14 protein-coding genes are annotated in these 17,145 nt (G+C 62.3%); 1 reads left to right on the plus strand and 13 read right to left on the minus strand.

All coding sequences use genetic code 11. From position 1 onward, the window contains the following. Positions 1-439: 439 nt before the first annotated feature. The 13 genes from SINAC_RS04280 to SINAC_RS04340 all read right to left on the minus strand — a co-directional run bounded on the left by SINAC_RS04280 (position 440) and on the right by SINAC_RS04340 (position 13,649). Positions 440-676 (minus strand): hypothetical protein, encoded by a 237-nt coding sequence (locus tag SINAC_RS04280; RefSeq protein ID WP_015244463.1) that lies wholly within the window; start codon positions 674-676, stop codon positions 440-442. A 247-nt stretch (positions 677-923) separates the two neighbouring features. Next, entirely contained in the window at positions 924-2,279 is a 1,356-nt protein-coding gene (locus tag SINAC_RS04285; protein ID WP_015244464.1) for a sensor domain-containing diguanylate cyclase, read from the minus strand. A 476-nt stretch (positions 2,280-2,755) separates the two neighbouring features. Next, the gene (locus SINAC_RS04290; protein ID WP_015244465.1) at positions 2,756-3,220 is read right to left on the minus strand and encodes a hypothetical protein; all 465 of its coding nucleotides are present in this window, start codon (positions 3,218-3,220) and stop codon (positions 2,756-2,758) included. Positions 3,221-3,570: 350 nt separating this feature from the next. Next, positions 3,571-4,026, minus strand: coding sequence for a DoxX family protein (locus SINAC_RS04295; protein ID WP_015244466.1), 456 nt, complete (start codon positions 4,024-4,026; stop codon positions 3,571-3,573). Between the two features lie 140 nt (positions 4,027-4,166). Further along, entirely contained in the window at positions 4,167-5,681 is a 1,515-nt protein-coding gene (locus SINAC_RS04300) for a cytochrome b6 (protein ID WP_015244467.1), read from the minus strand. Between the two features lie 139 nt (positions 5,682-5,820). Continuing rightward, entirely contained in the window at positions 5,821-6,780 is a 960-nt protein-coding gene (locus SINAC_RS04305) for an alpha/beta hydrolase (RefSeq protein WP_015244468.1), read from the minus strand. Positions 6,781-6,899: 119 nt separating this feature from the next. Further along, positions 6,900-7,346 carry a nuclear transport factor 2 family protein gene (locus SINAC_RS04310; RefSeq protein WP_015244469.1) on the minus strand — a complete coding sequence of 149 codons (447 nt, stop codon included), beginning with the start codon at positions 7,344-7,346 and terminating at the stop codon, positions 6,900-6,902. A 302-nt stretch (positions 7,347-7,648) separates the two neighbouring features. Continuing rightward, on the minus strand, positions 7,649-9,181 hold the full coding sequence (locus SINAC_RS04315; protein ID WP_015244470.1) for a sensor histidine kinase: 1,533 nt from the start codon (positions 9,179-9,181) through the stop codon (positions 7,649-7,651). Next, positions 9,178-9,879 carry a response regulator transcription factor gene (locus tag SINAC_RS04320; RefSeq protein ID WP_015244471.1) on the minus strand — a complete coding sequence of 234 codons (702 nt, stop codon included), beginning with the start codon at positions 9,877-9,879 and terminating at the stop codon, positions 9,178-9,180. Before SINAC_RS04320 ends, SINAC_RS04315 begins: the two co-directional genes overlap by 4 nt. A 73-nt stretch (positions 9,880-9,952) precedes the next feature. Then, entirely contained in the window at positions 9,953-10,213 is a 261-nt protein-coding gene (locus SINAC_RS04325; protein ID WP_015244472.1) for a hypothetical protein, read from the minus strand. Between the two features lie 59 nt (positions 10,214-10,272). Then, entirely contained in the window at positions 10,273-10,497 is a 225-nt protein-coding gene (locus SINAC_RS04330; protein ID WP_015244473.1) for a hypothetical protein, read from the minus strand. A 252-nt stretch (positions 10,498-10,749) separates the two neighbouring features. Then, positions 10,750-12,345 carry an alkaline phosphatase D family protein gene (locus SINAC_RS04335; RefSeq protein WP_015244474.1) on the minus strand — a complete coding sequence of 532 codons (1,596 nt, stop codon included), beginning with the start codon at positions 12,343-12,345 and terminating at the stop codon, positions 10,750-10,752. Between the two features lie 212 nt (positions 12,346-12,557). Beyond that, positions 12,558-13,649: an isochorismatase family protein gene (locus SINAC_RS04340; RefSeq protein WP_015244475.1), complete on the minus strand. Its 1,092-nt coding sequence runs from the start codon at positions 13,647-13,649 to the stop codon at positions 12,558-12,560. A gap of 281 nt (positions 13,650-13,930) precedes the next feature. Between SINAC_RS04340 and SINAC_RS04345 the strand changes: the two genes are divergently transcribed. Continuing rightward, on the plus strand, positions 13,931-16,963 hold the full coding sequence (locus tag SINAC_RS04345) for a tetratricopeptide repeat protein (RefSeq protein WP_015244476.1): 3,033 nt from the start codon (positions 13,931-13,933) through the stop codon (positions 16,961-16,963). Positions 16,964-17,145: the final 182 nt, after the last annotated feature.

Consider the following 17,145-nt stretch of genomic DNA (forward strand, 5'->3'; position numbering starts at 1 on the left):
TACTGCCGGAAAGTCTTCTACAGAAGGCTGAGGCATCAGATCGGTCCCATCCTTTGTGAGTTGTGCCGCCAAGGGTAACCCCAGCGGCGCCTTCCTGATATCACGTGATTCGTGTGTGAATGATTGTTTTTTTTATAGCTATTGATGTGATATATTTAATGAATTTTTTGGGGATGAAAACACTTCTTCGAGAATGCGGGACGCCCTGCTTTGGAGACAAAGACGTCTCCAAAACAGGGCGCTGTGGGGGCGGCGTTGGGAGATGCAGTGTGAAGTGAGAGACAGAGTGAAAGAACGTTCGGGTCGTCGACCTTGATTCGGTTCGACGATCGGAAGCGGGTCGCTTGGTTCGTGAAAGGGTTGGGTCGCATTGGGGACGTCCCAGCCCTTTCTCCGGCTGGCTAAGATCCCCGGTGATTCAGGGACCAGCATTTGCCGTTTATCGTGCGAACGCCTTGCGAGTGGCGGAGGGGAACCAGGCCCGCTGCGGGGCCACTCCACTCTCCTTCGCCGGCCTCGAGAAGACGCCGCCGTAAAGCAAGGCGATGTTCGAGGAGGCCCGCTCACTCAACGGGTCGATGACGGCCGTACAAACCCGCCCGCCTTGGAGCAGCTCCGGCGTATGCGAGGAATGGTCAGCGTCAATTCGTCCGTTCATCTCTAAGCGGGTCAACACGAACAGCCTCCTTTCGTGGCCACTATCAGACACCAGGGAGTATACGCGCCCCGCAATTCGATGTCAAGAAACTCGATCGGTATTATAGAGATTGAGAAGAAACGTAGTAGGTTTTAAGTGAATCGGATGTCTAATGGGATGAAGAGTCAGGGGTTAAGTCGATTAAGGCGAGATGAAACGAGTTGCTGCAGTGGCAGTGAGGGGCGGCGTAATGGGGAGGGTGGACGAAGGCGAAGCCGGGTGAGGTTCACCTGCTTGTTCGTCCTGGGGCTGGTCTGGTGGTTGCCTGGGCGTCGGTTTCCAAGGTGGACGGGTCGTGGCAGGTCACTCGATTTCGCCCTCGTCGTTTGGAGAGATAGAGCGCCTGGTCGGCCTGTTTGACGAGTTCCAGCGGGCTGGTGCAACCGGGCCAAACAGTGGCGACTCCAAAGCTGGCGGTCACCGGCCTGTCTGTCCAAGGACCAGCCTCGACGGCCAGGCGGAGTCGCTCAGCGAGCGTGGCTGCGGCCGTGAGGTCGGCACCCAGCAAGAGCAGAGCAAACTCCTCGCCGCCAAACCGGGCCACCGTATCGTGACGCCGTGCGCTGGCTTGCAGCGCGGTGGCGACAGCCCGGAGGACCTCATCCCCCGCCTGGTGTCCGTACGAGTCGTTGTACCGCTTGAACTCGTCCACATCGACCATGACGACCGAGACCGGTTCACCGCGCCGAGACATAAACGAATAACCCTCTTGGAGAGCCTCGTCGAAGTGGCGTCGGTTCTTCAGTCCGGTGAGCCCGTCGGTTCGGGCGATCTCCGCGAGTTGGCGATTCGCCTGTTTCAGTTCGCGATTCAGTTGGCGGGTCAGGCCGAGTTGCCCGGTCAGTTGCTCCTCGCTCCGTCGGAGCGCTTCCATCGCCTTGGTCCGTTCGTCGAGCAGGATCAGCCTGGCCTTGGACTCGGCTGCGTGTCCCATCGCCGCGCTGGCGAACCCGGCCATCAACTGGAGTGTGCAGACATCACGATCGTCGAACCGCCAGGGACTGGGGGAAAACACTTTGAGCACGCCGACGGTTCGGCCCCCGTAGACCAGTGGCGCGACGATCATCGAGCGGATCCCGATCCGCCGGCAGGCCTCTTGGTTGACGCGCGGGTCCGTCCGCGTTTCCTCGGAGTGGAGCACCTCGCCCGTCCGGACACAGAGGCCCGACAAGCAGGAGGCCACCGCGATCCTCGTCCCCCGATGGCCCGTGGCTGCGCCACTGCCTGCGTGGTAGACCATATCCTCACCGTCCGCAAGCTCGACGACCGCTCCATTGGCTGTCGTCAGCGTCTGGGAGCGTTCCGCGACCAGCGCCATGACCTTGTTGATATCACGCCCTACCCTACCGATCTCCGTCTGGACGGTAAGAATTCTCGAGAGATAGGCGACCTCGTCGCCAAGTTCAAGACCCGATTCCCGCGCCCTCCCTGCCGTGGTAACTGCCTGCTGAACTCTCCGATCCTTCCTGCTCCGCCCTTGGCCGATCGCCGGATCGCGAAAATCCGTCTCGTCCTGCAGCCCAGCATAGGGATTGCCGTGGCTGATCGATGCCCGCAAGCGTTTTTCGCCGTTTCGACTCATCGCTTGGCCGTTCTCTTGGAGGCACCATCGATTTGCATTGAGGACACCAGGGTGACGCAGCAACCTTTGGCTTATCCTGAGCACTCATCCGCGACCATCATTTGCGCTGACATCCTGGATTTCATGAAGGGACCGACGAATCGCCTCGGACCTCGGCGAGTGACGCTACTTCAAGAGACATAGGATATCAATACCCCTGCGAAAAATTGATTCTTGAGAATTGCCCGCACGCGATAATGCAATCTTGCCTGCTCTGGGGCTGGTCTTTCCATCGGTTGTCTCCCCTTGGGACCGCGTACGCCCTGCCCGCTTCTGGTTGCATCGAGCAGGTTGCGCCCCAGGCCTCCGAATCCGCTTGGAGGCCGCCCCCGTTGAAGCCGCGGTCTGACTTGGCCTGATGGGAGAGTAGCAAAGGAATGCCGTTTTTATTTTCTAGACGATGGGGCTGGGAACAATAGGCCGATGTCATACGAGACTCAACGTTCCGACATCGATCGAGCCTTGGCCACGACGGCTTCCGCCCAAGCAGGGTCATCGGGCCGAACGAGGACGATGTCGAAGCCGTGCCGCTGCGATTCGAGCCAAACTCCCTCGGACTCGTCTACCAGCAGGTGGATGTTAAACGCTGGCGGATACTTGGAGCAGTCCTGGTAGGCGTGTCCGCAGCCGGTCACCGTCTCGTTGTGGAGAGCCTGGTTGATCACACCCGCGATGCGAACGCTGTGGAGACGAAACAGCATCCGGACATAGCCTGGGCTGCGAAACGACGTCGTGTAGATCCAGATGTCCCATCCTTGGTTGACCAAGGACTTCATCAGGGCGACGGTCCCGTCCCGTATTTGCTCGTGACCAAGAAGTCTTGCCAGAAAGCACCGACGTTCAACGGGGAAGACGACTACGCCAGGGATCAGAGTGTCGTCGAGATCGAAGGCGATCCTCATCTCCGCCGTCTCTCCTTGGCGACAGGCACCGTCCGAGTTTTGCCGAGGTATTGCCAGATCGTGGATGGAGGAAATGAAAAGGGCTGCGTCCCCTTGGTGAAGTCTCACCGACACCAAACTTGCCAACAAGTCAAAGGAGTACGCGACCGTGAGTCAGTCTACCTTCAGGATTCGGATCTTGCCATTGGCCGAAATCCTCCGCAACGGCTTGGGGCCGATCGACGTCAAGCAGCCTGATTCGCTGGAGGGATGATCGAGTTGCCGATGGGTGATGTGTTGTCCCCAAAGGTCCGCGGCCTGGTTGGGCTGGTCGGACCGATCAGCGGGATTCGATAGAATGCCAAGATGAGCTACGCGTTGATGTGTGGGGAGTCCGCCTGCTGGCGCCGGCCGAAGAGGAGGGCGTCGAGGGAGAGGCGGCCGGGGCCGATCAGGAGGAGGGCCACGGCGATGGCGAGGTAGCTCAGGGCGGGCTCGAGGGATGGGCCGCCGGGGGCATGGGCGACGAACGGGTGGCCTTGGGGGAGGTGGACCATCACGGTGGCGGTTGCCATGGTGCAGAGGACGAGGAACGAGGCGAGGGGGGTGAAAAGGCCGAGGATCCAGCAGAGGCCGCCGCCGAACTCGGCCACGGCGGCCAGAGCTTGCAGGAGGCCAGGGACTGCGGCACCTTGGCCCATCCAGTTGGTCGCGTGCTGGATCTTGGGCCAGCCGTGCAACATCATGGCGGAACCGGCCACGAGTCGAAGGACAAAAAGTCCCAACGCGGCCGGGCCGCCGAGGAAGGTCGGAAAGAACCATCGCATTTGAACGTCTCCGTCTGCTCGATCCCCACGATGGCCAAGAGGCTCATCGTGGGGATCGGTTGGTCAGGGCCGAGACGAGATCAGGAATGCGGGGTGCGCCCGGTCCCCGGGGAAGGTGACCGGATGCGCGGAGGCCGCTTTTAGAGTTGACGCATGAAGGCCACCAGGGCCTCCTTTTCCTCTGCGGAAAGCTTGGTCTCCAGGATCAGGTTGAAGCACTCAACCGTGTCCTCGAGCGTGAGCAATCGACCATCATGGAAGTAAGGCGGAGACTCTTTGATGCCGCGAAGTGTGAACGTCTTGATCGGTCCCTGGGCGGTTGCGACCAGGCCGTTGATGGTCTGGGTCTTGTAGAAGCGATCGACCTTCAGGTCATGCATGAGGTTGTCGGTGTAGTACGGGGCCGGGTGGCAACTGGCGCAGTCGGCCTTGCCGAAGAATACGTTCTGGCCCTTCATTTCCAGGGAGTCAGGTCCGAACTTCTTGGGGTTGAGCTTGCCGTCGATCCCCAGGCCGGGGGCCGGCGGGAAGTCGAGGAGCTCTTGCACCTCGGACATGAAGTGCACCTGGCTGCCTCGCTCCAGGGGGTTGATCCCCTTGGCCGCCGCCGAGACCTGATCGCCGTCGAAGTAGGCCGCACGCTGCTCGAATTCGGTGAAGTCCTCAATGGACTTGAGGGCGCGCTGCGAGCCGAAGAGACGCTGAATGTTGACGCCGCGCAGGCTCGGCGTATCGAGCCGGCGGCGGTGCGACTGGGGCCGGATATCGCCCACCAGGTGGGTGGCCGCCGACGTGTGGCCGTTGACGTGGCAGTCGAAGCAGGAGACGCCCTGCATCGCGATCGGATTCTCGGTCTTGCGGTCGCGCGTGGCGTTGAACTGTTGCTGGGGGAACTGCGTGACCAGCAAACGCATGCCTTCGAGGTCCTTGGCGTTCAGGATCCCCTGGAAGATCTCCTGGAAGTTGTCCACCGTGATGAGCTTGCCCTGAGAGACGTCGCCCAGGTCGGTTCGGGTGGTCAGGAAGACGGGGGGCGGAAATTCGGGGAGGAAGTGTTCGGGCAGGTCGAAATCGATGTCGAACCGCTCCAGGCGAGGCAGTTGCTTGATCTCCATCTGGGGGAAGAGCATGCCCCCGGCCTCGTGCTTGGGGTGGGGCAGCGGCAGGTAGCCTTTCGGAAAGAGGCCCTTCTCGCGGATCTCTTCGGGAGACATCTCGGCCAGCTTGTCCCAGGTGACCCCCTCCGGCAGTTTGGCCGTCGGGCCGACCTGGATCGGCTTACCGCGGGTCATGCTGACCTTGCTGTCCGGCCGTGAGGTAAGGTTGTAGCGTGTCTCCAGCAGTTCCTTCTGGCGAGCCAGGACCGCCGGCTTGTCGGCCTTGTCCTTGGTCATCACGGCCTGGAACGTTTCCTTGCCGATCAGGACGGGGGCCACCTGGTCGTAGCTCGACTTGATGGCAGGTTCCTCGGCTCGGACCGTGGCAACTCTCGGCGGGAGGAGCACGGGGAGGACCAGCAAGGCGAGAGTGGTCGGGACGACCCGCCATGGTCGCTTGGGATGGATTCGTGGATGGTTCCCGATTCTCAACGCGAGCCGGGCGACGATGATGGGCGTCGCCTTTCCTGGAACCGATGGTGTCTGTTCCCGTGTCATTTGGAAAGCTCTCCCGTTTGAGAAGAACGAAGCTGCGGTCAGGGTCCACGGCGGCCGGCGACCGTCGTGCCCACTCCCGCCCGATGTTGCTACTTTACTCAGCGCTCTTACCTGCCAGTCATCGGATGGTTTCAGTCCGTCAACGTGAATCGGCGAACCCCTGGCGTAACCAGCCCGTGGTGAGAGCGATCGCGCCGCGAGCTGCGCCTGAGTTTGCCAGGGCATTGAGCATCACAAAGTCATGAATGGTCCCTTGGAAGCGAGCCGCCGTGACTCGGACTCCGGCCGCTCGCAGCTTGTTGGCGTATGCTTCCCCCTCGTCCCGCAGGACGTCGGCCTCGCCATTGATCACCAGGGCCGGCGGGAGCCCGCGCAACTGTTCCAGGGTGGCGCGGAGGGGAGACGCCGTGATCTCCTGCCGCTGTTTCGGGTCGGTCGTGTACTGATCCCAGAACCAGATCATTGCCGCCCGGCTCAAGAAATATCCGGTGGCGAACTGCTGATAAGACGCGGTGTCGAATGAGGCGTCGGTCACCGGGTAGAAGAGGAGCTGCTGGCGAATGGCTGGCCCGCCCCGTTCTTTGGCCATCAAGGTGAGGGCCGCGGCCATGTTCCCCCCGACGCTATCACCCGCCACCGCCAACCGCTCGGGATCGAGGCCGTGCTGGGTGGCGTTGGCCACGACCCATTGGAGCGCGGTGTACGATTCTTCGATTGCCGTCGGATACTTGGCTTCGGGTGACAGGCTGTAGTTGACGAATACGACGGCGGCCTCGGCGCCTACTGCGAGTTCCCGGACGAGTCGGTCGTGCGTGTGCGCATTGCCGAACACCCAACCGGCTCCATGGGTGTAGAAGACGATGGGGAGGAGTCCCGAGGTGTTCTGCGGGCGCACGATTCTGAAGGAGACCTGCCCGCTCGGCCCGCCCGGGATGGTGATTTCCTCGACATCGACGGGGAGCTTGTCGACCGGACCCGCCTGGACCTCGTCCACGGCCTCACGCCCCTTCTCCGGGCTGAGCTCGAAGAGAAAGGGGGGATTCGCCGTCGCCTTGGCAAACTCCTCGGCTTCGGGCTCGAGTTGAACATTCGGGGTCATTGCAGGTTCCCATTTCGTTATTGAGGACCACTTGCACAACGCATGCCGGCGTTCAGTTTGGCCCGCGTGGTGTGCCGGGTTGCCATGGGTTATTGAGACCATAGCATGCGCGGCAACCATTATCCGATGCCAGGATAATCGGCTGGCCTCGGGCCGGGCGCGGGCCAGAAGAATTTGCGGTCGGTCTCGAGGATGGGGAGGTCGTTGATGCTCGCCTCACGACGGCGCATCAAGCCCCGCTCGTCGAATTCCCAGAGTTCGTTGCCGTAGCTCCGGAACCAGAGGTTCGTGGAGTCGTGCCATTCGTATTCGAATTTCACCGCGATCCGGTTGTCGGTGAATGCCCAGAGCCCTTTGATCAAGCGGTAATCGAGCTCGCGGGCCCACTTGGCCGTCAGGAATTGGCGGATCTGTTCGCGGCCGATTGGAAACTCGATCCGGTTTCGCCAGACCGAATCCTCGGTGTAAGCCAGCGACACACGCTCCGGGTCACGAGAATTCCAGGCATCCTCGGCCATACGGACCTTCTGGATCGCGGATTCTCGGGTAAACGGAGGAACGATCATTGGGAGACCTCACGGTCAATTCGGGATGATGTGCTGTTTTGACGGAAACTTAACCACAGAGCACGCAGAAAAACACGGAAAAGAAAAAATATTGAGTGTGAAATTTTTGGAATATTATGAAGATGTATGATTTTTGTGTTTTGTTCTTGTGGGTTCCTTGGTTAAGACTCTTGGTGAATGATCGGTCCTTGGTTTCGATTCGAAACGAAGGAACGGCGGGCCGCCGTCTCTCGACGATCGTCATCGTCGAGGGACGTGGCCCGCCGTGGGCGGCCCTGGGGGGAGGGGCCGCGGGGGGAATTTCAGAAGACTCGGGCTGCGTTCGGTTTCGCCTGGATCGGGTTCCGGAAGCTGTAAGCCGGGTCGAGTTCAGGGATCGTGGGAAAGGCGGGCCGCGCGGGGAAGCTCAGTACGAACCGGCTTCCCCGGCCCGGGCTACTCTCCACCTCGATCGAACCGCCGAAGGCGACGCTGATCCGTTTGACCATCGAGAGGCCAAGGCCGACGCCGGTCCGGCCCATCTGGCGCGCCTGGGGCGAGCGATAGAAGGGCTCAAAGACCCTGGCCCGTTCGTCGTCGGTGAGGCCAACTCCCCGATCCTCCACCGAGAGAAAGACGGAGGCCGAGTCGTGCCAGGTCCGGATCAGGACTGGGGTACCTGGTTCGCTGTACTTCAGGGCGTTGTCCAGCAGGTTTTCGAGCATCTGGGCGAGTAGCGAGGGGTGTGCCAGGATCGGGAGCGGATCGTTGGGGCCTTCCTCACGGAGGTCGGAGGCGCGCGGGTGCTCCATCCAGCGGGTCATCTGGGCAGGGACCCAGGCTGCGAGGTCGACCACCTCGGCCTTCGGCAATTCCGCGTCGGCCTCCGCTCGCGCCAGGAAGAGCAAGGATTCAACGATCTGGCTGAGACGTAGGGTTTCTTGATGGACCTGGTCGAGCGTCTGTTCGTATTCGGCGGCGGGCCGGGCCCGGCGTCGGATGACTTCGACCAGGCTGAGCAGGCCCGCGAGCGGGGTCCGCAACTGGTGCGAGGCATCCCCTGTGAATCGTTTCTGCCGCTCATGGGTTTCGTGGAGCCGGGCCAGCAGCTCATTGAAGGCGACGCGGAGATCCTCCAGTTCGTCACGGGTTCCGGAGGTCGGCAGGAACTCGCCGTGTCCGGCTGCGGTCATCTCGCGGGCGGCTGACGCCATGGTGCCCAAGGGGGCCAGCGCATGTCGGCAGAGCTTGCGTCCCAGCATTGCGGCCACCAGCCAGAGGCCCGTGGAGAGGCCGGCCAAGGTCAGGCCGAGGCGGCTCATACTGGCCTCGGCCGAGGCGGGCGAAATCCCGGCCGTGATCACCAGGACAGGGTACTCGGCGTCTTCGTCGGGATCATCGTCATCGGGGTGGCCCCGTCCGTGTTGCAAGAGGTCTTGGAGCAAGAGCCGACGCGCGGCCAGTCGCCACCCCGGGCTCGAGCCGAAGACCGTCCCGTCCGTCGGTTCCGTTGGCCAGGTGCTCGGCTTCCAGGTCAAGGGAAAGTGGCCGGAGTCGTGCCCGATGTTGGCCGAGTGGTCGATGGTCCGCCCGCTTTCGTCCTGGACCGACCAGTGCACTTGCTCCACGCCCGGTTCCAGACCGAGGGTGAGGCGACGTTCGGTCGGCTCCCACTCCAGGCCGTCCGATTCGACGTCCACGGCGGCCTCCAGAGTTCCCAGCGCGGCTTCCAGCCGATCGTCAAGTTCCCGGTCCAGGTGGTGGTCGGCCAGCGCGTACAGGACGACCGAGAACCCGAGCAGGGTGATCCCCAGGGCGGTGAGGAAAAAGGCGGAGACGCGGGTGGCCAGGCTCATGCCGAATCTCCCTCCGAACCGCCGGGCGTGGCACCGAAGACGTAACCGCGGCCTCGGAGCGTATGGATCAGCCGTTCGCCTTGCGCTTCGAGCTTTCGCCTTAACTCGAAGATGTGGACTTCGAGTGTGTTCGACAACCCGTCGTAACGCTCGTCCCAGACGTGCTCGTAGATCCGGGTTCGGGAGAGCACTTCGCCGGGGTGGCGGAGAAAGTAGGTCAGGAGCGCATATTCCTTGGCCGTGAGGTCGAGGGGGTGCCCTGCCCGCTCGACGCGCTGGGTTGCCAGGTCGATCGAGACGTCGGCTGCGGTCAAGACGGTGCCGGCCCTTCCCTCTGCGCGGCGAAGCATGGCGCGGATCCGGGCCAGGAGTTCGTCGAATGAGAACGGCTTGCAGAGGTAATCATCCGCGCCTCCATCGAGTCCCATGATCCGGTCGGAGACAGAGTCGCGGGCGGTCAGGAACAGGACGGGCGTATCACGGTCGCGCTGGCGGAAACGGCGGAGGATCGTCAGGCCATCCTGGCCCGGTAGCCACCAGTCGAGGATCACGAGATCCCAATCGCTGTGCTGCAACATCGACCAGGCGACCTCGCCATTGGAGACCCGCTCGGCGACGTACCCTTCCTCGCGCAGACCTCGGACGACCGATGTCGCAATCAACTCGTCGTCCTCGACCATCAAAATGCGGATGCCCATGAACCGGTCCCGCCGATCGACTGGAGAAGGAGCCTCAACCTCTTCATTGTAGACAGTGGCGGAATAGTCGCACTCACATCCATCGGTCGAAATCGGAATTTGCGGCTGAATCCGCCTCGGGGGTCGTCAGGCTGAGCCGGGCCAACTCGTCGTGCGCTCGGCCGCTCGGCCGGTGGTCGAGACTCAGGCTGAACCAAGTCAGGTCATCCTCGCAAGGGTCATTCGGGGACGTCTCAACCGTATCCGTCAGAGACTTGTGCATCGAATCATCTGTGTGCGTCGATGAGTTGTCGAGGCGGGCCAAGGCGTATTTCATGAACGTCAAGAGCATCATGGGAAGCCTCGCTGATTGTGTTGCTATTGATAGAATTTTTTGATGCTTATTGCCTTGTTTCAAAAAGCGTTTTTCCAATTGACTCTGGAGTCGCCGATCTTTGGCGAACCTTCATCCTGCCGCCAGTTCTCCAGAGCGAATGAGTCTTCCCGGGCCGACGTGAGCCGATCGCCTCGAGCGGTGAGCCACCCAATTGCGCGATGAATCATCGTGCCGGCGATCAATCCGAAGCCGATGCCCTGGCAGATGGGGATGAGCAAGACGTGGAATGCGGACGAGTCCATAACACTTCCTCCCGGGTTCTGACGTGGTGGCAAGAATTGAGCCAGCACATCGGCGATCCGAGAGGAAGCTTATCGACCGAGGCTAAGGTGATCGTTAAACGAAGATTAAGTCTTCTAAAGGTTGCTGCAAACGCCAGTAGTATAAGGGTTTCGGGATCCGAAAATTGTCCTGAGATGCGTCTGCTTTTCGAAGGAAGGGGGCTATGCCCCCCTCCGCGAGAGTTTTGATGGGAGTACGGGTTGCGTCTGAGATCAGGCGGATTGGGCACCCGGCTTGCCGGCTTCGACGACGAAGGAGGCTCGTTCGATGGCCGGTGCGCCGGGGCGGCTGATGTCTTCGACTTGGACGAGATCGGTCCGCCAGGTGCCGGGGGTCACGGTGCAGCGGACGTAACCGCGCTGGGCATCAAAGAATCGCACGCACGGGTTCTCATCGCGCAGGGTCTCGAGGCCCTTGGGGGTACTGGTTCCGTTGCCGCCGCTCGAGATCGAGGTGCCGACGAACTCGGTCGCGACGATGGGAGTCTCCGGATTGCGGTCGTCCACGCGGAGGTCGTTGACCCAGTTGGAGTGGATGTCCCCGGTGAGCACGACCGGGTTGGGGACTCGGCGTTCGGCCAGGAATTTAACCAGCCGGATCCGTTCGGCGGCATAGCCGGGCCATTGGTCCATGGAGTAGAGCGACTCGGCCGTTCGCTTCCGTTTGACCAGGGCCATCATGACTTGCTGGGCGAGCACGTTCCAGGTGGCGGGCGAGGTGAGCAGCGACGCTTGGAGCCAGCCTGCCTGGCGCTCGCCGAGCATCGTCTGCTTCGGGTCGAGGGCCTCGGCGTTCAGGTCGGCCGGCTTGTCGCCGTTCGGCTGGTCGGAGCGGTACTGGCGGGTGTCGAGGATGAGCAGTTCGGCCAGGCGTCCGAAGGAGGCTTTGCGGTAGAGCCGCATGTGAGGACCGCGAGGGAGCGACGGGCGTCGCAACGGCATCGTCTCGTAGTAGGCCTGGTAGGCGTTCGCACGCCGGGCCAGCAAGGCCAGGCTATCGACCCCTTTGACGGCCGACACGCTTCCTGCGTAATTGTTGTCGACCTCATGGTCGTCCCAGGTCACCAACCAGGGACAGCGGGCGTGGGCCGCCTGGAGCAGTGGGTCGGACTTGTACTGGGCATAGCGGATCCGATAGTCGTCGAGCGACTCGATCTCCTTGCCGAGATGTTGGCGGACGTGCCCCGGTCTCCCCCCGTCTTCGTAGATATAATCGCCCAGGTGCAGGATCAGGTCGAGGTCGTCTTTGACCATGTGCTCGTAGGCGGTAAAGAGTCCTGTCTCATAGTGCTGGCACGAGGCGAAAGCGAACCGGAGCCGATCGGGCTGAGCGGCGGGCGTGGGCAGGGTTCGGGTACGTGCAGTCGGACTCTCCGCGTCGCCGGCCCGGAACCGATACCAGTACCACCGGTCCGGTTTCAGGCCATCCGCCTCGACATGAACCGAGTGGCCGAGTTGCGGGGTGGCCAGCGCGGTTCCCTGGCGGACCACCTTCGTCATGGCCTCATCGTCGGCGATCTCCCACTGCACCTCGATCGCGACCGGCGAGAGCCCGCCCCCCGGAACGAGCGGTTCGGGGGCCAACCGGGTCCAGAGCACAACCCCCGTGCTGGTCGGATCCCCCGACGCCACGCCGAGGCTGAACGGATTGCCGGCGAACGTGGCTCGTCGCAGGACGGCACCCTGCGACCGTTCCGCAAGCCCGGGCAAGGCCGAGAGGGCGGCGCTATAGGCGAGGAAGGTCCTCCGGCTGAAGCCCCCTTCACGGCGTGCGAACTCATGAATCGCAGACAGGTCCAGGTCCGACATGGGGCACGATCCTCGGCTAAGAAGTTTCGGAGTGGAATCCACGGAGGGTTCCCGGTTGGTTCGGGACTCCGTTCCGTGATTGGGGCTCGAACCACGTTGAGGCCGCCTGGTGACTTCGAGTCAGGCTGCTCGCCTGTTCGAGGCCCCAATCAGGGCGGATTTCGCGAACCGAATCATTCTACAGGAGGGCAGAAAAGTCGTCTTGCTGGCTTTCAATCGCGGGCCACGGCTTTCGTGCCGGTGTATTTGACCCAGGAGACTTGCGTGATGAGCTGGTTGAGCGCGGCGAATGAGAGTGCGGCGTTGGTGGCGAAGCGCGGGGTGGAGTTGCTCGGGAAGGTGGCCAGGCTGGCGTCGCCGACGAGGAAGACGTTGAAATCCTTCGAGAGGTTCTCGTAGCCGGCCGTCGTGCGGCAATAGCACATGTCGGTTGCGTATCCCGTCAAGAGGACATGACGGACCTTGTTTTGCTTGAGGAAGTCGCGGAGTGGCCCGTAGCCGTCCTCGTCGAAGATCACGACGTCATTCTCGTTGGTGTCAATGTCCTTCGTGATCGGAACCGGTACGTCCCAGAAGTGGAGGCCGTTGTAGCGCGAGCTCGCGTCGAGGCCCGGGAACTGACGGAAGTAGTCGATGACCGGCTGGTCGCTGGAGATCGTCAGCGTTTTTGGGAGTGGCTCTCCCTTGTAGGTCAGGCTGGCGAGTTTCTCCTTCAACTCCTTTTGCCCCTCGGTTCGTTCCGCGGCAGTGGGTCGGTGAGTGAACGATCGGTACATCTTCTTGCGGATCGGGTCGGACGGTCCGCGAAGGCTGAACATGACGAGACTGACCCGGCCCCGGAGCGACTTGAGGAATGGGTTGACCACTTCCCGCGTGTGGCGGGCGGCCAGTTCGTTTTTGGCGGGAGTGCAGAAGTCGCAGACACCGTTCGGCTCGGGGGTCTTCCAGCCTTGGCCATCGTCGATCCCCCAGGGGTGGACCATGATCACGGCCGTGTCGGCCGCCCGGAGCCGGTTGGGCATCTCGATGATCCCGCGTCCGTTATAAGTGAAGCGCCAGGCCCTCACGTTCAGGTCGGCGTCCGGATCGTCGACAAGTACAGGCGCCTCGAAACGGGTAACCTCCTCGATTGGCGCGACGAACTCAGGGTGATCGGCCAAAAGAGGCTTCGGGTTCGACAACGGTGTGAGCCGATTCTCGTAGACTCTTGTCCCCTTTTCCTGAGCCTTGACCTCGGTCTCGGAAAGGACAAACAGCAGAGTGAGGATCAGGCCGAACCATCGAATCGCGGGAACTGTGCCCATCAAAACGAGTCTCCCTTCCCAATTGAGGAACGACGGGGGGCGTAGCGCCCTCTTCTCCATCGAATTCTGATCGTGACGAGTCAGGGAGGCAAGGTTCTCGCGGAGAGTGGTGCGTGCCTCAAGGATCTCCCACGAGGTTCTCATCGGTCGGATGATTGCATTCAATTAAGATCGAGTCTATGCTTGGCCGCACGGATGATTCTCACATTCAAGTCAGGATTTTTGCGGTCGCGTCCTATGCGATCCCCCCAACGGGGCGGGCCGTTCCGGGAGTGCTGGGCATGTCGAGTCCGAGCGATCAGCGGAACAATACCGATTCCCTGGAGGCGGCATTGAACTCAGGGCCGAGGCCGAAAGCGCTGAGTTCTCGTCGTGGGTTCAAGATCGGGGCGGTCGCCCTGACACTGGTCGTTTTGACGGCCGCCGGTTATTCCATCGCGCAATCGCTTCGCGAGGCGGACTGGTTGTTCGCGCTCGGTCCACAACAGGCCAGTGGAGCCGCGAATCAGGCGAAGGATCAGGCTGCGGCCGCTCTCGCTGTGGAAGACCCCTCGGAGCGCTCTGAGCTCCAGGTGTTTGCCAACCAGCCGGGGGGCGAGACAATCCTCTTTCTGACCGAACCCGGGAAGATGATCCAGTTCCGTCCGGGCCATTATGGAAACCACAGCCGGCTCGCCCGTGAGATTGTCAGGCAGGCCGTGTTGCTCGCCGCGCGAGAAGAGTTGAATGTGACGGTGCGTGACGCCTCGATCGGCGACCCTTCGCCCCAAGGGCAGCCGTCGACTGTTGTTGAGGTCGCGGCCCTCTGTGCGCGTGAGAAAACGGCGATCCGTCTCAGCCGTGGCCAGGGAGAGAAACGCGACGTCCTCTTCGAGCGAACGCTTCGCGATAGCGAGAGGCTCAACGACTATCTGACCCTCACCAAGAATGCCGAAGCCGCCGCGCGTGACGGGCTGCCGGAGGTTCTTACCAAGCTTGGGGTCAAAGGCAAGGCGGTTCCCAAGAAGGGGGACGGCCGGCTCTCCGCCGAGTTGGACGATCAACTCTTAAAGATGTCGTTCATCTCGCAATTCGCGGCGATTCGACAGCTCCACGAGATGATTCGGACCGACGGCTCTTCGCCCTGGCGGCTCCACGGTCTGGCACGCGGGTACGCCAACCTCGGCGTGCTGACGGACTTCCAGTGGGACGGCGCGGGACAAGCCTACAAGGCCCGTGCCTTGCTCTACGCCCAGCGTGACGTGGCGGCCAGGCCAGGCGCTCCTGTGGCCCGTTGGAACCGCGCCTATGCCGCGACCATGGCCGGAATCCCTATTCTGGCGCTCAATGATCTTGATGCGGCAAGCCGTTTTGCCAAGGGAATGGCCGAATCGACTCGACCCGCTCCCCCGCCCTGGGTCGAACTCCTCGATGCCCACTGCCATTTCGCCGTGGAGAAGCTCGCCAAGCTCCGCAACGGCTCCGTCGCCGAGCTCGGGGCCCTGCTTTCTGTCATGGCGGTCGAGCACCCGTCAAGGACCGACGTGGCCCTCCGTGCGGCCCGCGAAGCGATCGTCGCCAATCCCGAATGCTTCCGCGCTCATGATGCCTTGTGCAACGTGGGTGGGGTCGCCAACCTCCATCGCGCCACCATCATGGCTCCCCAGATTCTCACCGAGGTCATTCCGCAGCGAATCGCCGAACTGCCCGGAGTGCCCGAAGTCGTCCGCAAGACGATCCAAGGCGATCAAGACGAGGTGGCGCTGACGCGGGCGTTGGACGCCGCTGCGGACCCCGCCCGTGATCCAGCGGAACCTTCCTGGGGAGCCCTGGCGCGGATCATTCGCGAGACCCGGTTCGTCTGCACCTACCGCCGCCTCGACTTCATGGCGAATCACTGGAACGTGCCAACCGATGAGTACTGGGAGGACGCTCGTCCGCTCGTGGCGGAACACCGCTTCTGCCCGTTCCTCGAGGCGCTCGCCCGGCGGACTCCGGACCATGCGGAAATTCTCGCGTTTGCCGAGAAGCTGGATACGACGAATCTTGGTCTGAACGCGTCGGCAATTGAGCAGCTGTTTGTTAAGAAGATGCCCCCGGATTTAAAACCGAAGTTCTACGGGATCACGCCGTTCCTCAGCGATTGGAACACCCATGACCTCTCGCTGGCGCTTCTCTATTATCGGGAGCGACGGGCTGCGGACTATGCGCACAAACTGCTCTCGGTCAGTCCGAACGCGCCCTACGCCATGGGGATGCTGGTTGACTATGCGTGGGATGAGGCCGAGAAGAAAGTGGATGATTGGCGGAAGCAGGTTGGCGACCACCCCAGCCTGATCGGTCCGTTGGCTCGCCGCTACGACAAGCTGGGCCGCATGGACGAGGCCGAAGTGCTACTGAAGCGTTATATCGAGCTCTCGCCCGATCCCTGGGCTTACCGATTGCTGGCGGATCGAGAGAAGGCGCGGGGAAACCTGGCACGCTGGAAGGAGATCCTCGATGAATACCTCGCGAAAGTCGAGGATCATGGCCTCGACCATGCCAAGGTCCGCGTCGAGATTGCCGAGAGTTTGATGGCCACGGGGCTTTACGAGGCCGCGCGACCGTATGCGGATGCCGCAGCCGAGTCGTGGGCCGAGTGGGCGATGCGAACCGCCCAGAGATGCGCGGAGGGTCAGATGGATTGGCCTGCCGCCGAGAAATGGGCGCAGGCCCGCGCCATGCGTTACCCGGGCAATTCGGGCTACGACTGGATCGAGTTCTGTGTGAGGACCGGCGAGGGCCACCCGGCGGAGGCGTCTGACTTCACGCTTGCGCTTTTGCAACGCATGGGCGATCAAGCCGGCGATCAAATCGTGGTCCCGCGTGCCGCCCTATTGATCGCCAAAGGCGAGCCTGGCAAGACGTTCGACTCCCTTCAACGCTTGATCAAGGCGGAGGCGGAAAATCCGTCCGGCGATCAAGCCGCGTGGGTGACCTTGCTCGCAGCGGCCGGACAGGCGGGCGACGCGAAGTTGCTCGACGCCACTGCGGAGCAGTTCCTCGCCAAGTACAAAACGACCTCGCCCAAGTTCTCGGCGATCCTGGCCAAGCTTCGCGAGGCGATTGCCAAGGGGGATCCCAATACCCTCGACCAGAAGAGCGTCGATGCGTTGATTGAGGAAACCGAGGTGGTGAGCCGGGTCGGCCCGGCCCTGGTCGTCGCCTCCTACCTCGCGGGGGCCGAGCAGCACGAAAAGGCCAAGCCCTACTGGAAGCAGGCGGCCGAGAAAGGGGAGAGCTTCTTCTGGTGGCGGCTGATCGCCGACGGCCAATTGCGTCAGCGCGCCCGCTGATCCGCGTCGCTCCCATCAAGAGCCGAATCCCGCCCGTCACCTGGCGGATCGGAATACTCGGCATTGCGTTCTGTACTCCGAATCCCCCGGCCCTTCGCGTGGATTCCTCTCGCTAACGAAGAGGATTCGCGCCGAGGCCGTGGCTGCGCGCCGCAGCATGGAATTAATTAAGCGACAATTGG

This window comes from Singulisphaera acidiphila DSM 18658, assembly GCF_000242455.2.
GTDB classification, from domain to species: Bacteria; Planctomycetota; Planctomycetia; order Isosphaerales; family Isosphaeraceae; genus Singulisphaera; species Singulisphaera acidiphila.